18 protein-coding genes are annotated in these 18753 nt (G+C 64.9%); 2 read left to right on the forward strand and 16 right to left on the reverse strand.

Annotated features, from left to right (window positions below):
• Positions 1-59: 59 nt before the first annotated feature.
• The 4 genes from P9236_RS27225 to P9236_RS27240 all read right to left on the reverse strand — a co-directional run bounded on the left by P9236_RS27225 (position 60) and on the right by P9236_RS27240 (position 5310).
• The gene (locus P9236_RS27225) at positions 60-2201 is read right to left on the reverse strand and encodes a sodium-translocating pyrophosphatase (RefSeq protein WP_278077723.1); all 2142 of its coding nucleotides are present in this window, start codon (positions 2199-2201) and stop codon (positions 60-62) included.
• A gap of 267 nt (positions 2202-2468) precedes the next feature.
• On the reverse strand, positions 2469-3218 hold the full coding sequence (locus P9236_RS27230; RefSeq protein ID WP_278077724.1) for an ABC transporter permease: 750 nt from the start codon (positions 3216-3218) through the stop codon (positions 2469-2471).
• The gene (locus P9236_RS27235; RefSeq protein ID WP_278077725.1) at positions 3215-4150 is read right to left on the reverse strand and encodes an ABC transporter ATP-binding protein; all 936 of its coding nucleotides are present in this window, start codon (positions 4148-4150) and stop codon (positions 3215-3217) included. The genes P9236_RS27230 and P9236_RS27235 overlap by 4 nt, the downstream gene beginning before the upstream one ends.
• Positions 4147-5310 carry an ABC transporter permease gene (locus tag P9236_RS27240; RefSeq protein WP_278077726.1) on the reverse strand — a complete coding sequence of 388 codons (1164 nt, stop codon included), beginning with the start codon at positions 5308-5310 and terminating at the stop codon, positions 4147-4149. Before P9236_RS27240 ends, P9236_RS27235 begins: the two co-directional genes overlap by 4 nt.
• Positions 5311-5591: 281 nt before the next feature.
• Between P9236_RS27240 and P9236_RS27245 the strand changes: the two genes are divergently transcribed.
• Positions 5592-6698: an IS481 family transposase gene (locus tag P9236_RS27245; protein ID WP_278077740.1), complete on the forward strand. Its 1107-nt coding sequence runs from the start codon at positions 5592-5594 to the stop codon at positions 6696-6698.
• A 138-nt stretch (positions 6699-6836) separates the two neighbouring features.
• On the opposite strand, the gene P9236_RS27250 is transcribed toward P9236_RS27245, so the two are convergent.
• The 12 genes from P9236_RS27250 to P9236_RS27305 all read right to left on the reverse strand — a co-directional run bounded on the left by P9236_RS27250 (position 6837) and on the right by P9236_RS27305 (position 18059).
• Positions 6837-7748: an ABC transporter substrate-binding protein gene (locus tag P9236_RS27250; RefSeq protein WP_278077727.1), complete on the reverse strand. Its 912-nt coding sequence runs from the start codon at positions 7746-7748 to the stop codon at positions 6837-6839.
• A 158-nt stretch (positions 7749-7906) separates the two neighbouring features.
• Positions 7907-9127, reverse strand: a complete 1221-nt coding sequence (locus P9236_RS27255) for an MFS transporter (protein ID WP_278077728.1) — start codon at positions 9125-9127, stop codon at positions 7907-7909.
• Complete coding sequence (nusB, locus tag P9236_RS27260) at positions 9124-9618, reverse strand: transcription antitermination factor NusB (RefSeq protein WP_278077729.1); 495 nt, start codon at positions 9616-9618, stop codon at positions 9124-9126. Before nusB ends, P9236_RS27255 begins: the two co-directional genes overlap by 4 nt.
• Positions 9615-10109 carry a 6,7-dimethyl-8-ribityllumazine synthase gene (ribH, locus tag P9236_RS27265; RefSeq protein WP_278077730.1) on the reverse strand — a complete coding sequence of 165 codons (495 nt, stop codon included), beginning with the start codon at positions 10107-10109 and terminating at the stop codon, positions 9615-9617. The genes nusB and ribH overlap by 4 nt, the downstream gene beginning before the upstream one ends.
• Positions 10110-10363: 254 nt before the next feature.
• Entirely contained in the window at positions 10364-10813 is a 450-nt protein-coding gene (locus P9236_RS27270; RefSeq protein ID WP_278077731.1) for a GNAT family N-acetyltransferase, read from the reverse strand.
• A gap of 64 nt (positions 10814-10877) precedes the next feature.
• Complete coding sequence (locus tag P9236_RS27275; protein ID WP_278077732.1) at positions 10878-11177, reverse strand: DUF1778 domain-containing protein; 300 nt, start codon at positions 11175-11177, stop codon at positions 10878-10880.
• Positions 11178-11231: 54 nt separating this feature from the next.
• Positions 11232-11849, reverse strand: a complete 618-nt coding sequence (locus P9236_RS27280) for a riboflavin synthase (RefSeq protein WP_278077733.1) — start codon at positions 11847-11849, stop codon at positions 11232-11234.
• The gene (gene ribD / locus P9236_RS27285) at positions 11849-12979 is read right to left on the reverse strand and encodes a bifunctional diaminohydroxyphosphoribosylaminopyrimidine deaminase/5-amino-6-(5-phosphoribosylamino)uracil reductase RibD (RefSeq protein ID WP_278077734.1); all 1131 of its coding nucleotides are present in this window, start codon (positions 12977-12979) and stop codon (positions 11849-11851) included. Before ribD ends, P9236_RS27280 begins: the two co-directional genes overlap by 1 nt.
• Before the next feature lie 2 nt (positions 12980-12981).
• Complete coding sequence (nrdR, locus tag P9236_RS27290) at positions 12982-13461, reverse strand: transcriptional regulator NrdR (RefSeq protein ID WP_059184872.1); 480 nt, start codon at positions 13459-13461, stop codon at positions 12982-12984.
• Between the two features lie 113 nt (positions 13462-13574).
• A complete protein-coding gene (locus P9236_RS27295; protein ID WP_278077741.1) occupies positions 13575-14165 on the reverse strand; it encodes a hypothetical protein in 591 nt (196 codons plus the stop codon).
• Positions 14166-14259: 94 nt separating this feature from the next.
• Positions 14260-15573: a serine hydroxymethyltransferase gene (gene glyA, locus P9236_RS27300; protein ID WP_278077735.1), complete on the reverse strand. Its 1314-nt coding sequence runs from the start codon at positions 15571-15573 to the stop codon at positions 14260-14262.
• Positions 15574-15914: 341 nt separating this feature from the next.
• On the reverse strand, positions 15915-18059 hold the full coding sequence (locus P9236_RS27305) for an alpha/beta fold hydrolase (RefSeq protein WP_278077736.1): 2145 nt from the start codon (positions 18057-18059) through the stop codon (positions 15915-15917).
• 166 nt (positions 18060-18225) lie between these two features.
• Between P9236_RS27305 and P9236_RS27310 the strand changes: the two genes are divergently transcribed.
• Positions 18226-18615, forward strand: coding sequence for a hypothetical protein (locus P9236_RS27310; RefSeq protein ID WP_278077737.1), 390 nt, complete (start codon positions 18226-18228; stop codon positions 18613-18615).
• Positions 18616-18753: the final 138 nt, after the last annotated feature.

The following is an 18753-nucleotide window of genomic DNA, read 5'->3' on the forward strand; positions in this document are numbered from 1 at the left end:
CCCCCCCCCCCCCCCCCCCCCCCCCCCCCCGGGGCCTGGTGCCGAAAGAAGCGTTCCGCTCAGCCGTGCGCGAGCACGGCAAGCAACAGCAGCGCGACGATGTTGGTGATCTTGATCGCCGGGTTGACGGCCGGGCCGGCGGTGTCCTTGTAGGGGTCGCCGACCGTGTCGCCGGTGACCGAGGCCTTGTGCGCCTCGGAGCCCTTCAGGTGCTTGACGCCGTCCTTGTCAGTGAAGCCGTCCTCGAACGACTTCTTGGCGTTGTCCCACGCGCCGCCGCCGGAGGTCATCGAGATGGCGACGAACAGGCCGTTGACGATGACGCCGAGCAGCGAGGCGCCGAGCGCCGCGAAGGCCGAGGCCTTCGAGCCCGAGATCAGGAGCACGCCGAAATAGACGACGAGCGGTGCCAGCACCGGCAGCAGCGACGGGATGATCATTTCCCGGATCGCCGCCCTGGTCAGCAGGTCGACGGCGCGTGCGTAGTTCGGCTTCGAGGTGCCGGCCATGATGCCCTTGTCCTCGCGGAACTGCTTTCGCACTTCCTCGACGATCGATCCTGCCGCGCGACCGACGGCGGTCATTGCGATGCCGCCGAACAGATACGGGATCAGACCGCCGAAGATCAGGCCGGCGACGACATACGGGTTGGAGAGGTCGAAGGAGATCTCGCCCATGCCCTGGAAGTAAGGAAACTTGTCGCCGTTGGCGGCAAAGAACCTGAGGTCGTTCGAATAGGCGGCGAACAGCACCAGCGCGCCGAGGCCGGCGGAGCCGATGGCATAGCCCTTGGTCACTGCCTTGGTGGTGTTGCCGACGGCGTCGAGCGCGTCGGTGGAGTGGCGCACTTCCTTCGGCAGGCCCGACATTTCGGCGATGCCGCCGGCATTGTCGGTGACCGGGCCGAAGGCGTCGAGCGCCACGATCATGCCGGCAAGGCCGAGCATGGTGGTGACGGCGATCGCCGTGCCGAAGAGACCGCCGAGCTGGTAGGTGGCGATGATGCCGCCGACGATGACGATGGCCGGAAGCGCCGTTGATTCCAGCGAGACCGCAAGGCCCTGGATGACGTTGGTGCCGTGGCCGGTCACCGAGGCCTGCGCGATCGAGTTCACCGGCCGCTTGTTGGTGCCGGTGTAGTATTCGGTGATCACCACGATGAGCCCGGTCACCAGCAGACCGATCAGGCCGCAGATGAACAGGTTCTTGCCGGTGATGGCAAGACCGCCGACATTGCCGATCTCACCCCAGCCCAGCACCGCCGAGGTGGCCAAGGCCAGGCCGACGATGGACAGCAGGCCGGTGACGATGAGACCCTTGTAAAGGGCGCCCATGATCGAGCCGTTCGAGCCCAGCTTGACGAAGAAGGTGCCAACGATCGAGGTCAGGATGCAGGCGCCGCAGATGGCGAGCGGATAGAGCATGGCAGCGCCAAGCACCGCCGTGCCGCCGAAGAAGATGGCGGCCAAAACCATGGTGGCGACGACGGTCACCGCATAGGTTTCGAACAGGTCGGCGGCCATGCCGGCGCAATCGCCGACATTGTCGCCGACATTGTCGGCGATGGTGGCCGGGTTGCGCGGATCGTCTTCCGGAATGCCCGCCTCGACCTTGCCGACGAGGTCGCCGCCGACATCGGCGCCCTTGGTGAAGATGCCGCCGCCGAGACGGGCAAAGATCGAAATCAGCGAAGCGCCGAAGCCGAGCGAGACCAGCGAGTCGATGACGACGCGGTCGTTCGGCTGCAGGCCCATCGGGCCGGTCAGGATAGCGTAGTAGATGGAGACGCCGAGCAGCGCCAGGCCCGCCACCAGCAGGCCGGTGATGGCGCCGGACTTGAAGGCGATGTCGAGGCCGGCGGCGAGGCTGTTGGAGGCGGCCTGCGCGGTGCGCACATTAGCGCGGACCGAGACATGCATGCCGATGAAGCCCGCAGCGCCCGACAGCACGGCGCCGATCAGGAAGCCGATCGCGGAAGTGATGGAGAGCAGCCACCAGGCGAGCAGAAGCACGACGATGCCGACGACGGCGATGGTGGTGTATTGGCGCGCCAGATAGGCCTGGGCGCCTTCGCGGATTGCCGCGGAGATTTCCTGCATGCGCTGATTGCCCTGATCGGACGCAAGGACCGAACGTGTTGCCCAGATGGCGTACAGAACTGACAGCAAGCCGCAGGCGATGACGGCGGTAATGATGGTCATTGCCGGATTTTCCTCGATTGATGCCCAGAAGAACCCCTCCCTGGGCCGTTGGAACGGGGATGAATGCCGCGTACGGAATCCACCCCTTGGCTGCGGTGTATGCGAAACAGGGCTCGGAACGTCAAGATATTGTTCGGTTTTTGCCCGGCTTTCGCCCAAAAGTGGAAGATGGCCACATCCTTTCCCCTCCAGCCCTTCGAATTAGATCGATTGAAATGACCCTAGGGAAATCAGCCCCGGCTGAGATCGCGGCCGATCGCCGATAGGCTACTCCGCTTCTCGTCCCATCCGGCGCGCGGCATAGCGCTCGATTGCCGACAGGCCGTCATAGATCAGCACCGCCAGCGCCGCGACGATCAGGCCGCCCTGCAGCACGAAAGCCAAATTGTTCGAGATCAGGCCGGCGATGATCACCTCGCCCAGCGTCTTGGCAGCCACTGTCGAGCCGATGGTGGCGGTAGCGAGGCTGATGACCACGGAAAGCCGGATGCCGCCGAGGATCACCGGAGCGCTGAGCGGCAGCTCGACCTTCATCAGCCTTTGCCAGCCGGTCATGCCGGCGCCGCGCGCCGCTTCCATGACGTTGCCCGGCAAGGTGGTGAGCGCGGTCAGCGCGTTCTCGAAGATCGGCAGCAGCCCATAGAGGAAGAGCGCGATGAGCGTCGGTTTCTCGCCGAATCCGACTGCGGGCACGGCGAGCGCCAACACCGCGACCGGTGGAAACGTCTGGCCGATATTGACCAGGCTGCGCGACAGCGGCAGGAACTCGGCGCCGGCCGGCCGAGTGACCAGGATGGCGAGCGCGACGGCGACGATCGTCGCGGCCATCGTGGCGACGAGCACGGTCCTTAGATGCAGCAGTGTCAGCGTCAGCAGGCTGCCCTGGTTGTAGATCGCCGGCGCGCCGTTCTCGGTCAGCGGCCGGAGCAGCGGTTCGAACCAGAACGGGCTGGCGATGAAGACCACCAGCAGGACCAGAAGCGTCAGCCTCAGCAGCGTGGGCAGCCAGGCCTTCATGCCGGCCTCGCGCGTTTCACCAGTCCTTCAACGGTGACGCGCCCAAGCGGCTTGCCGTCGGCGCCTTTCACCGGCAGCGCCGGACGGCCCGTCCACAGAAGCTCGGCGAGTGCATCGCGCTGGCTGGCGTCGCCGGGGATCGCCTCGCCCTCGGCGCCGCCGGGCTCCACGGCATCGCGCACGCGGCCGAGCGACAGGAGCCGGAACGGCCGTTCGCTGGCGCCGACGAGGGTTTCCACGAAGTCATTTGCGGGCTTCGCCAGGATCTCCGCCGGTTTGGCGTATTGCAGCACCTTGCCGGCCTCCATGACGGCGATCTTGTCGCCCATATGCACCGCCTCCTCCATGTCATGGGTGACGAGGACGATGGTGGTTCCGAAGCGCTTCTGGATCGCCAGGAGATCCTCCTGCGCCTTGGAGCGGATGATCGGGTCGAGCGCGCCGAAGGGCTCGTCCATCAGAAGCACATTGGGTTCCGCCGCGAGCGCGCGCGCAACGCCGACGCGCTGCTGCTGGCCGCCGGAGAGTTCATGCGGATAGCGCGGACCATACGCCTGCGGGTCTAGCTGGTAGAGCGTCATCAGTTCTTCGACCCGCGCCTTGATGCGATCCCTACCCCAGCCGAGCAGCAGCGGCACGGTGGCGATGTTTTGCGCGACTGTCCGATGCGGGAAGAGGCCATGGCCCTGGATAGCGTAGCCGATGCTGCGGCGCAGCTGATATCCGGGCAGCGAGCGATTGTCGGCGCCGTCGATCTTGATCACTCCGGAACTCGGCTCGACCAGCCGGTTGATCATCCTGAGCAGGGTCGTCTTGCCGGAGCCGGAGGTGCCGACGATCACGGCGATGGTGCGCGGCTCGACGACCATCGAGACGTCGTCGACAACGGCAGTACCGTTATAGCGCTTGGTGATGCCTTCGATCTCGATCATGCGGGGTCCGCCCTGCGCTTGGTGGAAGTCATTTCGATGATCGCGTCGAGGATGATGGCCGCGGCAAAGGCCAGCGCCACGGTGGGCACGGCGCCGAGCAGCACAAGATCCATCGCCGTCTGGCCGACGCCCTGGAAGACGAACACGCCGAAGCCACCGCCGCCGATCAGCGCGGCGATGGTAGCAAGGCCGATATTCTGCACCAGCACGATGCGGATGCCAGTCAGGATCACCGGAAAGGCGAGCGGGAACTCGACATCGAACAGGCGCTGGCGGTCGGTCATGCCCATGCCGCGGGCGGCATCGTTGGCGGCGCGCGGCACGCCGGCAAGGCCGACCACTGTGTTCGCTACCACCGGCAGCAGCGAGTACAGAAACAGCGCAACGAAAGCTGGTGCGGTGCCGATGCCCCTGATGCCGGCCCCCGCCGCACCCGGCACATGGGCGGCGATCCAGCCGAGCGGCGCGATCAGCAGGCCGAAGAGCGCGATCGACGGGATGGTCTGGATGATGTTGAGCACGTTCAGCACCCCTGCCCGCAGCGCCTCGACGCGGTGGCATAGGATGCCGAGTGGAACTCCGGCGACCACCGCGGCTGCCAGCGAGCCGAGCGCCAGCGTGATGTGCTTGGAGCCTTCCGCCCAGAAACTGTCGGCGCGGCTGACGTATTCCTTGAGGATGGAAAGATTGTCCCAGCTTCCCGACACGAGCAACGCGCCGATGGCGAGCGCGGCGACGGCAAGAACGCCGACGCGCGCCAATGGCGAGAGGTTCAGCCGGGTCAGCACATCGGCCAGAAGCAGCGTGAAGGCGAAGATCAGCAGCCAGAAGCCCGAGGCCGGCGCGACGCGGGCGAAGGTGTTGCCGGCAGGCGTCAGGAAACCTCCGGCAACGCCGATCAGGACGGCAAGAGCGACCAACGCAACGACGCTGGCCGCCAGCCTTAGCAAGAGGGGCGTCCTCAGCAGGGCGACGATGCCGCCGACGAGCAGTATCGCCAGCAGCAGGATGCCAATCGTGGACGGCAGTGCTTCGAGGATAGAGCGCGCCTGTCCGGGCACGATGCGGTTGGCGCGGAAGGTGGCGAAGGGTGCCGCGAAGGCGGCGTAGCCAACGATCGCGGCGATCACCACGCCGAGCTTGTCGAATCGGGGGGTCATAACCGGCCCGCGCGGCTATTTGGAGGGGCAAAATCAGAAAGGCCTCGTTCCGTCGCGCCCCCCTCTGTCCTGCCGGACATCTCCCCCACTTGGGGGGAGATTGGCAGCTTTGGCGCTGGCGCCCGTCCTGCAACGTCGGAGGTTGGCGAAAGCCGGCACGAGGGCTGATCTCCCCCCTGTATGGACTGGGGACATCGCGAACAGGTGTGCGAAGACATCGCGAACAGTTTCGTGCGTTTTGCGCGGGGAGGTTCGTGGTGCCATTCGAGGCCAGGAGCGTGATGAGCCAGAAGGAAGAGTTTGTAAGACTGGCGCTGGCGCCAGGGGCGAATGTGAGCGCGCTGTGCCGTCGCTTCGGGATCGGACGAACCTGCGGGCACAAATTGATCGCGCGGTTTCGTGCGGAAGGCGTAGCCGGGCTGGCGGAGCGTTCGCGGCGGCCAAAGTCGAGCCCGCGGCGCAGCCCGCCGTCGCTGGAAGCAGCGGTTGTGTCGCTGCGGAAGGAATGCCCGGCCTGGGGTGGGCGCAAGATCGCTGGCGTGCTCGAGCGCGACGGCATCGGCGCCATTGCTCCTTCGACGGTGAGCGGCATCTTGCGGCGCAACGGCGTCGAGCTGGGTGCGTTGGGCGGCGGCGCTCAGCCCTTCATCCGCTTCGAGCACGAAGCTCCCAACGATCTGTGGCAGATGGACTTCAACGGCCATGTGCCACTGCGCCAGGGACGGCTGCATCCGCTCACCGTGCTCGACGACCATTCGCGCTTCTCGCTGGCCCTGGAGGCCTGCTCCGACGAGACGACCGAGACCGTCAAGGCGCGGCTGATCACGGCGTTCCGGCGCTATGGCCTGCCGTGGCGCATCGCCATCGACAACGGCCCGCCCTGGGGCGACGGCGGCCGCAACAACCTCACCGTGCTCGGCGTCTGGCTGATCGAGGTGGGCGTGGCCATCAGTCATTCCCGGCCCTACCATCCCCAGACGCTGGGCAAGGACGAGCGCTTCCACCGCTCCCTCAAGGCCGAGGCGCTGCAGGGGCCGCCCTTCGAGAGCCTCCAGCACGCCCAGAGCGCCTTCGACAGCTGGCGCCATCTCTACAACACCAAGCGCCCGCACGACGGCCTTGCCGGCGCTGTGCCGCTCGACCGCTACCGGCCCTCCGGCCGCGACTTCTGCGAGACCGTGGCGCCCTTCGACTACGCCGCCGGCGATCTCCTGCGCAAAATCCAGCAGAAGGGAGCGACCTCGCTGTTCGGACGTGCCTTCAAGATCTGCAACGCCGTCGCCGGCAAGGTCGTCGCCTTCAGGCCGACCGAAATCGACGGCGTCTTCGATGTCTTCTTCCGACACCAGAAGATCCAAACCATCGACCTCAACCAGTTCCAGCGCTAGCATGGGAAACTGTTCGCGATGTCTTCGCACACCTGTTCGCGATGTCCCCAGCCCATACACCCCCGTGTGGGGGAGATGTCCGGCAGGACAGAGGGGGGCGCCTCGCACCGGCGTAACGTTGATCAACGCGAGAGCTGACTACTTCAAGAACCCGTTCTTCTTCAAGAAGTCTTCCGCCACCGCCTTCGCGGGCTCGCCACCCAGTTGGACGCGGCCGTTGAGCTGCTGCAGCGTGGGGAGATCGAGCTTGGCGAACACCGGCTTCAGCAGCGACTCGATTTCCGGATGTTCCTTCAACACCTTCTCGCGGATGATCGGCGCCGGCTGATAGACGGGTTGGACATTCTTGTCGTCTTCGAGCACGACGAGGCCCGAGGGCTGGATACCGCCGTCGGTGCCATAGACCATGGCGGCGTTGGCGCCGTTGGTCTGGTTGGCGGCCGCCGCGATGGTCGCTGCCGTGTCGCCGCCCGAGAGCGTGATCAACTGGTCCGGCTTCAGCTTGAAGCCGTAAGTGGTCTGGAAAGCCGGCAGGGCCGCCGCCGAGTTGACGAACTCGGCCGAGGCAGCAAGAACGATCTTGCCGCCACCGGAGACATACTTGCCGAAGTCCGACAGGGTGGTGAGCTTGTTCTCGTCGGCCACCTCCTTGCGCAATGCAATCGCCCAGGTGTTGTTGGCGGGCGACGGCGACAGCCAGACGATCTTGTTGGCGTCATAGTCGAGCTTCTTGGCTGTCTCGTAGGCCTTGGCGGCATCCTTCCACACCGGATCGTCCGCCTTCTGGAAAAAGAAGGCGGCGTTGCCGGTATATTCGGGATACATGTCGATCTCTCCGGCGGTGATCGCCTTGCGCACCACGGGCGTCGCGCCAAGCTGGATGCGGTCGGTGGTCTTGATGTTGTTGGCGTTCAAGACCAGCTGGATGACGTTGCCGAGCACACCGCCCTCGGTGTCGATCTTCGAGGAAACCACCACCTGCGCGTGAGCCGAAGCCGAGGTGATGCCGAGCGCGATCGCTGCTACGGCGAGCTTTCCGATTGAAAACATTGTGAAAATCCTTGTTGTGAACCGATGGGTCGGGGGCCGCATATGAGCATGGCTTTAACGCGCCGTCGGGGTACACGGTTTCATACCTAGCGGGATGCACGCAATAATTTTGTTCCCGGCGCGAATGCCGCGCCGCGCCATGTCCAAACAGCGTAATGTCAGTTGGCTCTGCGCAAGCCCGGCAGCTTCAAGGCCCCCAGCGCGACGAAGCAGAGCGCGACAACCGGGAACACGACCCAGTTCAACATCGTCCAACCCCAGGCGTTGTAGATCGCGCCCGACATCAGCGACGCGAAGGCGACCGAGCCGAACAGGACGAAATCGTGGAAGCCCTGCACCTTGCCCTTTTCGGACGGCCGGTAGCAGGCCGCGACCATGGCGGTCGCGCCGATGAAGCTGAAATTCCAGCCGAGGCCGAGCAGGATAAGCGCGGTCCAGAACTGCCAGAGCGCGAGGCCGGAAAGCGCCACCGTTCCGCAACCGATGAGCAGGACCAGCCCGATGGCGACGATGCGCTCGGCGCCGAAGCGGTGGATCAGCGAACCGGTGAAGAAACTCGGCCCGAACATCGCCATGACATGCCAGGAAATGCCGAGCGTCGCATCGTCGGTCGAGAGCCCGCAGCCGACCATCGCGAGCGGCGCGCCGGTCATGACGAAGCTCATCAGCGCGTAGCTGCCGACGGCGCAGAACAGCGCCGCGACGAAGCGCGGCTGAGTGGCGATCTCGACCAGCGGCCGAGCGTCGCTTTGCTCGGTTGTCGCGACCTTGCCCGCCGGCATCGACATATGCAGGAAGGACAGGACGACCGCGCCGACCGCCGCCAGTGCGAGGATGGAGGCGAAGGATCCGGCAAACATCACCGGAGCCAGAAGCTCACGGGTGTAGATGACGATCTGCGGCCCGAGAATGGCGGTGACGATGCCGCCCGCCAGGACGAAGGAAATGGCGCGCGCCTTGAACCCCGGCGGCGCGTTGTCGGCGGCGGCGAAGCGGAACTGCTGGACGAAGGCACCGCCGACGCCGATCACGCCGAGACCGAAGGCAAAGAGCCAGAAGCTCGCCTGGAAGAGCGCAAGCGTCGCGATCAGGCCGCCGAGCGCGGTGATGACGGTGCCGGTCATGAAGCCGCCGCGGTGGCCTAGCCGGCGGATGATCGCGGCTGCCGGCAGCGCGCCGAGCGCCACGCCGAGATTGAAGCCGGTGACCGGCGCCGTCGCCAGCGATTTGTCGGGGCCGAGCAGATATTGGCCGGCAAGCGCCCCGAGCGAAATGGCGATCGGCGCGGCGGAGCCGACGATCGCCTGGGCAGCCGCCAGAAGCACTGCCGTGCGGCGCGCTTCCCTGGCGGGCCCGGCGACAACTGCCGTGGCGGTCACGATGCGTCCTTGCCGCGACCCTCGCCACGCACCCGGCGCGAGACACGGTCGAGAACGGCGTTGACCAGCTTCGGCTCATCTTCCTCGTAGAAGGCCTTGGCGATGTCGACATATTCAGAGACGATCACGGCCACCGGCACGTCGTCGCGCTTCATCAATTCATAGACGCCGGCGCGCAGGATGGCGCGCAACGTCGAATCCAGCCGCGAGAGCGGCCAGTCTTCGGTCAGCGCCTGTCGGATGACCGGATCGATGGTCTTCTGGTTCTCGACGACGCCGGTCAGGATGGCGCGGAACCACTGCGCGTCGGCCTCGCGATAGAGCGCGCCGTCGACTTCCTTGCCCAGGCGGAAAGCCTCGTATTCGGCGGTGATTTCGAACACGCCGCTGCCGGCAACGTCCATCTGGTAGAGCGCCTGGACGGCGGCAAGGCGGGCGGCGCCCCGCTTGTTGGCGTGGCGCACCGCGCCGGTCTGGGCAGGCTCGCTCACGATTGGGCTCCGAATTTCTCTTTCAGCGCGATCATGGTCAGGGCCGCGCGCGCCGCGAAACCACCCTTGTCGCCCTCCGTGCGCCTGGCGCGCGTCCAGGCCTGCGCATCGTTCTCGGTCGTCAGGATGCCGTTGCCGATCGCGATCGCTTCCTGCACGGAAAGGTCCATCAGCGCACGGCTCGATTCATTGGCGACGATGTCGAAATGATAGGTGTCGCCACGGACGATGGTGCCGAGCGCGACGAAGCCGTCATAGTGCACACCGCCCTCGCCGGCGCCATCCAGCGCGAAGGTGATGACGGCCGGTATTTCGAGCGAGCCGGGAACGGTGACGACGTCATAGGTGGCGCCGGCTTCGTCCAGCGCGCTGGTCGCGCCTTCGAGCAGCGCGTCGGCGAGGTCGTCGTGAAAGCGCGCCTCGACAATAAGCAAATGCGCCTTCGCCTTCGGACGAATGAACGCTTTGCCGTGTTGGGATATGCCAGCCATAAAAGTCTCCGGGGGGTTGCCGGTGACTTAGGCCGAAGCCGGATTGATCGCAAGCACAAGATTGGCAGTGGTGACGGCCTGCCTATCGCATCTTTGGGTAAGATGCAGGGAGCGGGTGGTCAGTACCGAGGGCTTCAGCCCAGGCGAGAACAGTTCCGTGGTCCACCACACGGCCGGCATCTACATCGGCCATTGCTTCGCGCGTCAGCCGCTCTTGCCGTTTGGAATTCTCACGCTCCATTGACCTCCCCTCCTCATTTGAAGAGCTCCGCGATATCGGCCATTGGCCGAAACAGCTTCATTGGCTGATCCGGAAATGGTAGAAAACTCTCGCGTTCGTAGAAGAGCCGCGCGTTCTCGTCCTTTGCATCGACAATGACGGCGAACGAGGCAATCTCGCTGCTGAGCGACTGAAGCAAGGCATCGGCGAGGAGGTATCGGCCGTAACCCCGGCCCTGTAGCCGTCGATCGACGGCCAAGCGTCCGAGCAGCGTCGCCGGGATGAGTGGACAACGCGGCAGCTTGCGGACAGTCTGGGCAGGCCATTCGCCGACATTCACCGCAGTCGATGAGAGCGTGTAGTAGCCAGCGATAGCTCCATCCGGCATGACCAGCACGAACGGCGCCGCAATGTTCTTGCGGGCGTCCTGCCCCGCCTGCATCCGAAGATACCGATCGAGCGGTTCTGCGCCGCTTTCGAACAAGGTCCTGTCGTGCTGCGGGCCAAGCACCTCAACTCGCAGGGAAACCTCAGCCGAGCCCGTCACCTCAGGTGGCAGTGGCTTGGCGATACCGACGCACCGTATCGCGCAGACGATCGTTCACCGGCTTCGGATTGATGAGGGCATCCACGAAGGCCCTGCTGTCACGGATAGACAGATCGAGCCGCTGGTGCTCCTCGATGGTCCGGCGCGCAGCTTCCTGGACGCTGGTCAGCACGAAGTCCGTCACGGTGCGACCCTGAAGTGCCGCAGCATGCTCAATCAGGCTCTTTTGATCAGCCGTGACGCGCGTCTCCAGACGCTCACCACGAACACGGCCACGGGGCGGGCGGGGATGTGCGGTCATTGTCGTTCTCCGGCACCAATGTACGGCCATTGGCCGGCAACTTCAAGGCTTACCTCACAGCCCCTCTTTCGCCGCTTCCGCCAGGCGTGCGGCATAGCGGGCCATGGTGTCGATCTCGATATTGATGCGGTCGCCCACTTGGCGTTCGCCCCAGGTCGTCACGCTCAGCGAATGCTGGATCAGAAGCACGTCGAAGCGGGTGCCTTCGACCTTGTTGACGGTAAGCGATGTGCCGTCGAGCGCGACCGAGCCCTTCGGCGCGATGAATTTTGCCAGATGCCGCGGCGCTTCCAGCGTGAAGCGGACGGCGTCGCCTTCCTCCTTGCGCTCGACGATCTCGGCGGTGCCGTCGACATGGCCGGAGACGATGTGGCCACCCAGCTCGTCGCCGATCTTCAGCGCCCGTTCGAGGTTGATCCTGGTACCGGGTTTCCAGTTCGAGGCTGTGGTGAGCCGCAGCGCTTCCTCCCAAGCCTCGACCTCGAACCAGCGCGCGTTCGAGCCATGCTCGGGCAACGCGGTGACCGTCAGGCAGACGCCGCCGCAGGAAATCGAGGCGCCGATCGCAATGGTTTCGGGGGCGTAGGCCGTGTCGATGCGCAGGCCGACGCCTTCGCTCAGAGGCTTTACCGTCGCGACGGTGCCTACATCGGTAACGATCCCGGTAAACATCACAAATCCCTTATCCACTCGGCGTAGCTGTCCTCGCCGAAGCGCATCTGACGCAATTCGCGGAACCCTGCCGGGATATGGTCGGCGTCGATGGGCGATGCAATGCCGTCCTCGCCGATCGCTTCCGGTCCTTGGAACAGGACGATGCGGTCGACCAGTTCTTCCTCCAGGAAAGCTCTAGCCACCTTGGCGCCGCCCTCGACCAGCACGCTTGCCATGCCGAGCGCCGCCAGATCCTCCAGCAGTTCCGGCAGAGCCACTTCGCTCTCATACGTTTCCGTGCCGATGAAGTGCACGCCTACACGTTCGAGCGCGGCCCGCCGATGCGGATCGGCCTCGGGGCACGCGGCGACATAGAGCGGAACACGGTCAACGCCGGAAACAAGCTTGGACGCCTCCGGCAACCGGATCTGGCGATCGAGGATGATGCGCGCCGGCGAGCGGTTCTCCAGGCCCGGCAGCCGCACGGTCAGCGCCGGGTCGTCCTCGAGGGCAGTGCCGATGCCGACCAGGATGGCGTCGGCCTCGGCGCGCATCAGATAGACTTCACGCCTGGCGATCTCGCCAGTGATCGCGACCTGGCCGGCGCCTCTCCTGCCGATCTTGCCGTCGCTGGAAAGCGCAAGCTTCAGGATAACTTCCGGGCGTTTTTTCAAAGATCGAATCAAATAGCCGGCCATCTGCTCCGCGGCTTCGGTGGCCAGCACCTTCTCCACCACTTCGACGCCGGCGGCGCGCAGGATGGCGTAGCCCTTGCCGGAGACGCGCGGATCGGGATCGCTTGCCGCGCCGACGACGCGCGCAATGCCGGCATTGACCAGCGCGTTGGCGCAAGGCGGCGTGCGACCATGATGGGCGCAAGGCTCCAAAATAACGTAAGCCGTGCCACCACGCGCAAGCTCGCCGGCCTCGGCCAGCGCCTCGGTCTCGGCATGCGGCCGGCCGCCGATGGCGGTAACGCCGGTGCCGACGATCATCGGACCGGCGCCGTCATCGCGCACGATGATCGTACCGACGGAAGGGTTTGTCGAGGTGCGGCCGGCGTTGCGGCGCGACAGCCGGATGGCCGCGGCCATGAAACGGCGATCAAGGGCCGCCTGCTCGGCCTCGCTCAGTCGAGGTGTCGCCATGGTCAGCCGGCGTCCTCTTCGGTCTTTTCCTCGTCGCCCTTCAGTTCGCCAAGCAGTTCATGAAAATCCTTGGCCTCGCGGAAATTGCGATAGACCGAGGCGAAGCGGACATAGGCGACGTCGTCGAGCGATTTCAGCGCTTCCATGACTAGGCGACCGACCTCGCCGGAGGCCACTTCCGTCTCGCCCGAGCTTTCGAGCTGCCGCACGATGCCGGTCACCGCGCGGTCGATGCGCTCGGGATCGACATTGCGCTTACGCACCGCGATCTCGACCGAGCGCAAAAGCTTGTCGCGGTCGAACGGCACCTTGCGGCCGGATTTCTTGATGACGACGAGGTCGCGCAGTTGCACACGCTCGAAGGTCGTGAAGCGGCCGCCGCAATCCGGGCAGACGCGGCGCCTGCGGATCGCCGCGCCGTCCTCGGCGGGACGCGAATCCTTCACCTGCGTATCTTCGGACTGACAATAGGGGCAGCGCATGGAGAGCCTTGGGTTCGCGATTCTGTGGCGAAAGGATTAGAGCCTTTTGTGCCTCAGAGATAGCGAGGCGCGAGCAAGATTGCCAGCGCCCTGCCCCGACCGCCCTGTCGGTGTCAGGGTGCAACGTCCTTGGTCGCGAAGCCGCAGGAGGTGCCGAGATTGCGATAGGCCTTGGTGAACCCATCCATCGGAATGCTGACAACGGCCTGCTTACCGAAGGCGATGTCGAGCGAGGTGACTTTGCGCATGGCGCGTAACAAAGCCAGGCTGGTCTTGGCCTGGTTGTCGACCATCCAGCTGGGGCGGCCGTTGACGGCATCGGCGGAGGAAACCGTCGCCGAAACCTTGACGCCGGGATCGCCGAAGGTCGCCGCGATGTTCTTGCCGGTCGGCAGATCCTTGTTATCGACAGTGATCATGACGGCGGGATAGGCATCGGGCGGCAACGCGTCACCGGTCGAGATCGACAGCGTCAGCGTGCCGGCATTGCCGTTGCCATCGACGAAGGCCGTCGAGGCGGCGCAGGTCTTGTGCGCGTCCTGCCCGGTATCGAGCGTATCGATGATCGTGGTCCATCTGCCGAAGGTCGTGGTGGCCGGCATGTCGGCGCTCGGCTGCGTCTGCTCTTGGGCAGCCGCGCCGGATACAGCGAAAGCGGCCAGCGAGCTGAACAGGGCCAGGGTGGCAGGACGGAAATTGCGCATCATCAAGTCTCCAGTAAGCGGCGCCGCCCGATCAAGACGGCGCGTGGCGCAGGATAAAAGATGACGCGAAGCGCGTGGTCAACCAAGCAAGGGGTCAACCGAGATAGGGGTAGAGCGGGAACCGATCCGTCAACGCCGTGACCTTGGCCTTGACCGCAGCCTCGACCGCCGCGTTGCCCTCGTCGGAATTCGCCACCTTCAGCCCGTCCAGCACCTCGGCGATCAGCTTGCCGATCTCGCGGAATTCGGCCTGGCCGAAGCCGCGCGTCGTGCCGGCCGGCGTGCCCAGACGGACACCGGAGGTGACGAAGGGCTTTTCCGGGTCGAAGGGGATGCCGTTCTTGTTGCAGGTGATGTTGGCGCGGCCGAGAGCCGCCTCGGCGCGCTTGCCGGTGGCGTTCTTCGGGCGCAGGTCGACCAGCATCAGATGGTTGTCGGTGCCGCCCGAGACGATATCGAGGCCGGTTTCCTGAAGGCTCGAAGCCAGCGCCTTTGCATTGGCGACGATGCTTTCGGCATAGGCCTTGAAGCTCGGCTTGAGCGCCTCGCCGAGCGCCACCGCCTTGGCGGCGATGACATGCATCAGCGGACCGCCCTGCAGGCCCGGGAAGACCGCCGAGTTCATCTTCTTGGCGATCTCCTCGTCGTTGCACAGGATCATGCCGCCGCGCGGGCCGCGCAGCGACTTGTGCGTCGTCGTTGTCACGACATGGGCATGGGGCAGCGGCGACGGGTGCATGCCGCCAGCGACGAGGCCGGCGATGTGGGCCATGTCGACCATCAGATAGGCACCGATCGAATCGGCGATCTCGCGGAAACGCTTCCAGTCCCAAATGCGGGAATAGGCGGTGCCGCCGGCCAGGATCAGCTTCGGCTTGGTCTCATGCGCGGTCTTCTCGATCGCGTCCATGTCGAGCAGATGGTCGTCCTTGCGCACACCGTAGGAGACGACCTTGAACCACTTGCCGCTCATATTGACCGGCGAGCCGTGGGTGAGATGGCCGCCGGAATTCAAGTCGAGGCCCATGAAGGTATCGCCGGGCTGCAGCAGCGCCAGGAACACGGCCTGGTTCATCTGGCTGCCCGAGTTCGGCTGGACGTTGGCGAAGTTGCAGCCGAAGAGCTTCTTGGCGCGCTCGACGGCCAGCTCCTCCGCCACGTCGACGAACTGGCAGCCGCCGTAATAGCGCTTGCCCGGATAGCCCTCGGCATATTTGTTGGTCATGATCGAGCCCTGCGCCTCGAGGACGGCGCGGGACACGATGTTTTCCGAGGCGATCAGCTCGATCTCATGGCGCTGGCGGCCAAGCTCGTTGCGGATGGCGCCGAAAATTTCCGGATCGGCATCGGCAAGCGTGGTCTCGAAGAAGGATTCGAATTTGCTGGAGGCTGCCGCGGCGTCTGACATGGCTTGCTTTCCCTTGGGGCCGGAGGTCTTGCGAGGTCGCCGCGCCATTAACACAGTTGTTTTCGGCCCGCCACGTTTGCGGCGCGAAATTTGCTAGCCGGATTGCGCCAAAGGGCGGCCCGACCTTATTTCCGCGCGTCCCAGCGTCGCCGCTTACTCGATGTCGGCGAACCTTATCGCCGGACGTTCATGAATGCAGGATCGACTTGTCCTCGGTCCGCTCGTCGTCGACGAGCATCGCCGCCTGGAAATGATGAGCGACAAGATCTCGTCGCTCTCATAGCGAACGTAGCTCTCCATCTCGCCGCTGCGGTCGTTGGGCGCGATTAAAGGAGGGACAATTAGACGCCACCAACCGAAAACAGCTGAAGACCGCCAGGCAGTCCGCTTGCCCGCATCTCGCCACTCTCTTTGAATGCCAGGCCGGAACCGACCACGAGATCGCGGACCGTCCGAGACGCGATGATCTCGCCCGGCCGTGCGCGATCGTTAAGCCGTGAAGCCAATTCGATCGCGGTGCCGGAGAAATCGCCGCCGCGCTCTTCGCATTCGCCGATGTGGACGGCTGAACGAACATCGAAGCCGGATTGCTGGAACCGACTGCGGATCGCGATCGCGCATTGGATCGAGCGAGTCGGCCGCTGGAACACGGCAAGCAAGCTGTTTCCCGAGTGCTTGATCAGCCTGCCCTCGGCAAACAGAATTTCGCTGCGGATCTCCTCCAGGTGCCGCCCGATTGGATCACCGCCGGCAACAGGGAGCAGGCCTCTGATCACTATGGACAGCACCGACACAAGCACCCGTTCGGCCGGAACTGCGGGCAAGGCGCCTGTGACGAAACTGTGGATCTTGTCGACGAGCCGATCGCAGTCTTCGCCCCAGATCACGTGGTCCCGGCCGGCAAGCTCGACATATCTTGCGCCTTCGATATGGCTTGCCAAATAGCGTCCTTCTTCCGGCCGAACCCAGCGATCGCCCGTCCTCTGCACGATCAGCGTCGGCACGTGGATAGCAGACAGAATGTCGCGGACATCGATTTCCGTGCCCCAGCGCCAGAGCGCGATCGCTTCGGCGGGCGAGGCCGAATTCCTAAGGTAGGCGGCGAACCATTCGCGCTCGAACGTATCTTCGACGAGGCTGGGAGCCGCGTTGCTCATGTCGGCGGGCTTCCCCCATTGCCGCTCGACGGCGGCCAGGTCTTCGTCCACCTGCTCGGCCGTCCTCGCCCAGGGATATTCCTTCGACCAGCGGCCGCTGGCATAGGTTCCGTTGAGGACAAGCGCTGCTGTCCGCTCGGGATAGGTTGCAGCAAACAGCATGCACATCGGGCCGCCCTCGGAGCTGCCAAAAAGAACGGTACGTCTGGAGCCGACCGCGTCAAGCACCGCCCGCACGTCTTGCATCCGCTCTTCCAATGTCGGCAGGCCGACATTGCGGTCAGAGAGCCCCGTGCCGCGTTTGTCGAGACGGATCAGCCGCGAGAAGGTGCCGAGCCGCCTGAGCACATGAGCTAGCCGGGGCGATTGCCAGGCAAGGTCGAGATTGGAGACCCAACCCGGCACGTAGATCATGTCGATCGGCCCGTCGCCGGTTACCTGATAGGCGATGTTGATCCCAGCCGATTTGACATAGTGGGTCGGGGGGCGCATCGGCTCGCTGGCGAATGCGGTAGGTCCGATGGCTTGCGCCTGAGAGTCCGGTGGGAGGCCTGGGGTTGAAAGGGATGAAACCTGATGCGCCGGCGACGAAGGCGACGTCGTGCGGCGAACCCTTAGCGTTTCGTACAATTGCCGTGTTTCCGGTTCGGGCGGCAGCTGCAGGTTCCGCTGCAGCCCATCGCGGCAAAGCTCATATTGCTTCAGCGCCAGATTGATCCGTCCTTGCGTCGCGTAGGCGCGCATCAGGGCGCGGTGGATGTCTTCGCGCAGCGGCTCCATGGCGATGAGGCGCGTGGCCGCGCGTGCGCAGGAAGCGGGATCGTTCGCTGCGGAATAGTGCGCGACTAGTCTGTCCAGCGCAGCGACCGCGATCGCCCTCAGCCGCTCGCGCTCGACCCGCAGCCAGTCCTCGAACAATTCCTCCTTGAGGCCGTGTCCTTCGAGCAGGTCACCGCGATAGACGGCAAGCGCCTGCTCGAGTTCTTCGGGCGCGGAGCTCGCGGCCAACGCCTCGAACCTCGCGACGTCGAAATCGAAATCGTCGAGATGAAGCGCAATGCTGGCGCCGTCGGTCAGGAAGCGCCCGCCGCCGGAAGCGTGTATCGCCTTCCTGACGGTCGACACCGCTTGCCGGAGGCTCATCCGGGCCTGGGCCTCGCCATGGATGCCCCAGAGCAGGGCCGCCAGCTTCTCGCGCGGCTGCGAATGCCCCGATTGCAGCGCCAGGTAGGCCATCATCGCGCGCGCCTTGCGGCTGAAGGTGGGGCTTACTGCCCCGACACCGGCAAAGTCGAAACCACCCAGCAGATGAAGATGAGGCCCCGTCATCGGATCTCGTCACAGCCATGGCCCGATGGCGATTGTTTCGCGCATCCGCCGCTATTTCAACCGTGATTTGCCTGCCGCGCCACATTTCACGATTCCATCACGCTGGCTTCACCTGCTCAATCACGGCGATGGCCGAGGGTTGTTCGACAACCTCGGAGGATGATCCATGCTGCTCTCAAGCTCGACCGACTGGCCCTTCGGGTATGACGACACGTTCCAGCACAGGACCGATGCACCGGCACTGCTGCGCCACGAGATAGCTATGGAACGCTACCTTGACCGGCAACGGGCTCACCGGCTGTCTGCCCCGCCCATCATCGATCTGCGGCGGATCACGAGCCGGCTCTTCCTTCTGGCTGGTGCAGCGGATCGCGAAGGCTCCCCACTCTGCAGAAGAGCGGGAGACGGAACTTCTGATCTCCCCCTTGTGCTTCCTTCCGGCATGTCGAACGGCCAGGCTCCGCCGGCGTCTCATGTCGACCTCGCCAATCCTGAAGCGATGACAATGCTGGCAGACGTTGTTCACGTCTACTCTGCGGTGTCCCTACTGTCCTGACGGATACCCCGCTTGAAGTATGTTACTTGTACACGCAAAAAGGCCGCCCTGTCGGCGGCCTTCAGACTGCTGACAAACCCCTGGCTTTTGCTGGGGGTTTTTGATTCACTGGGTCATGTTGAAGCGACCCACCCCCGA

The sequence above is a fragment of the Mesorhizobium sp. WSM4884 genome (assembly GCF_029625675.1).
GTDB lineage: Bacteria > Pseudomonadota > Alphaproteobacteria > Rhizobiales > Rhizobiaceae > Mesorhizobium.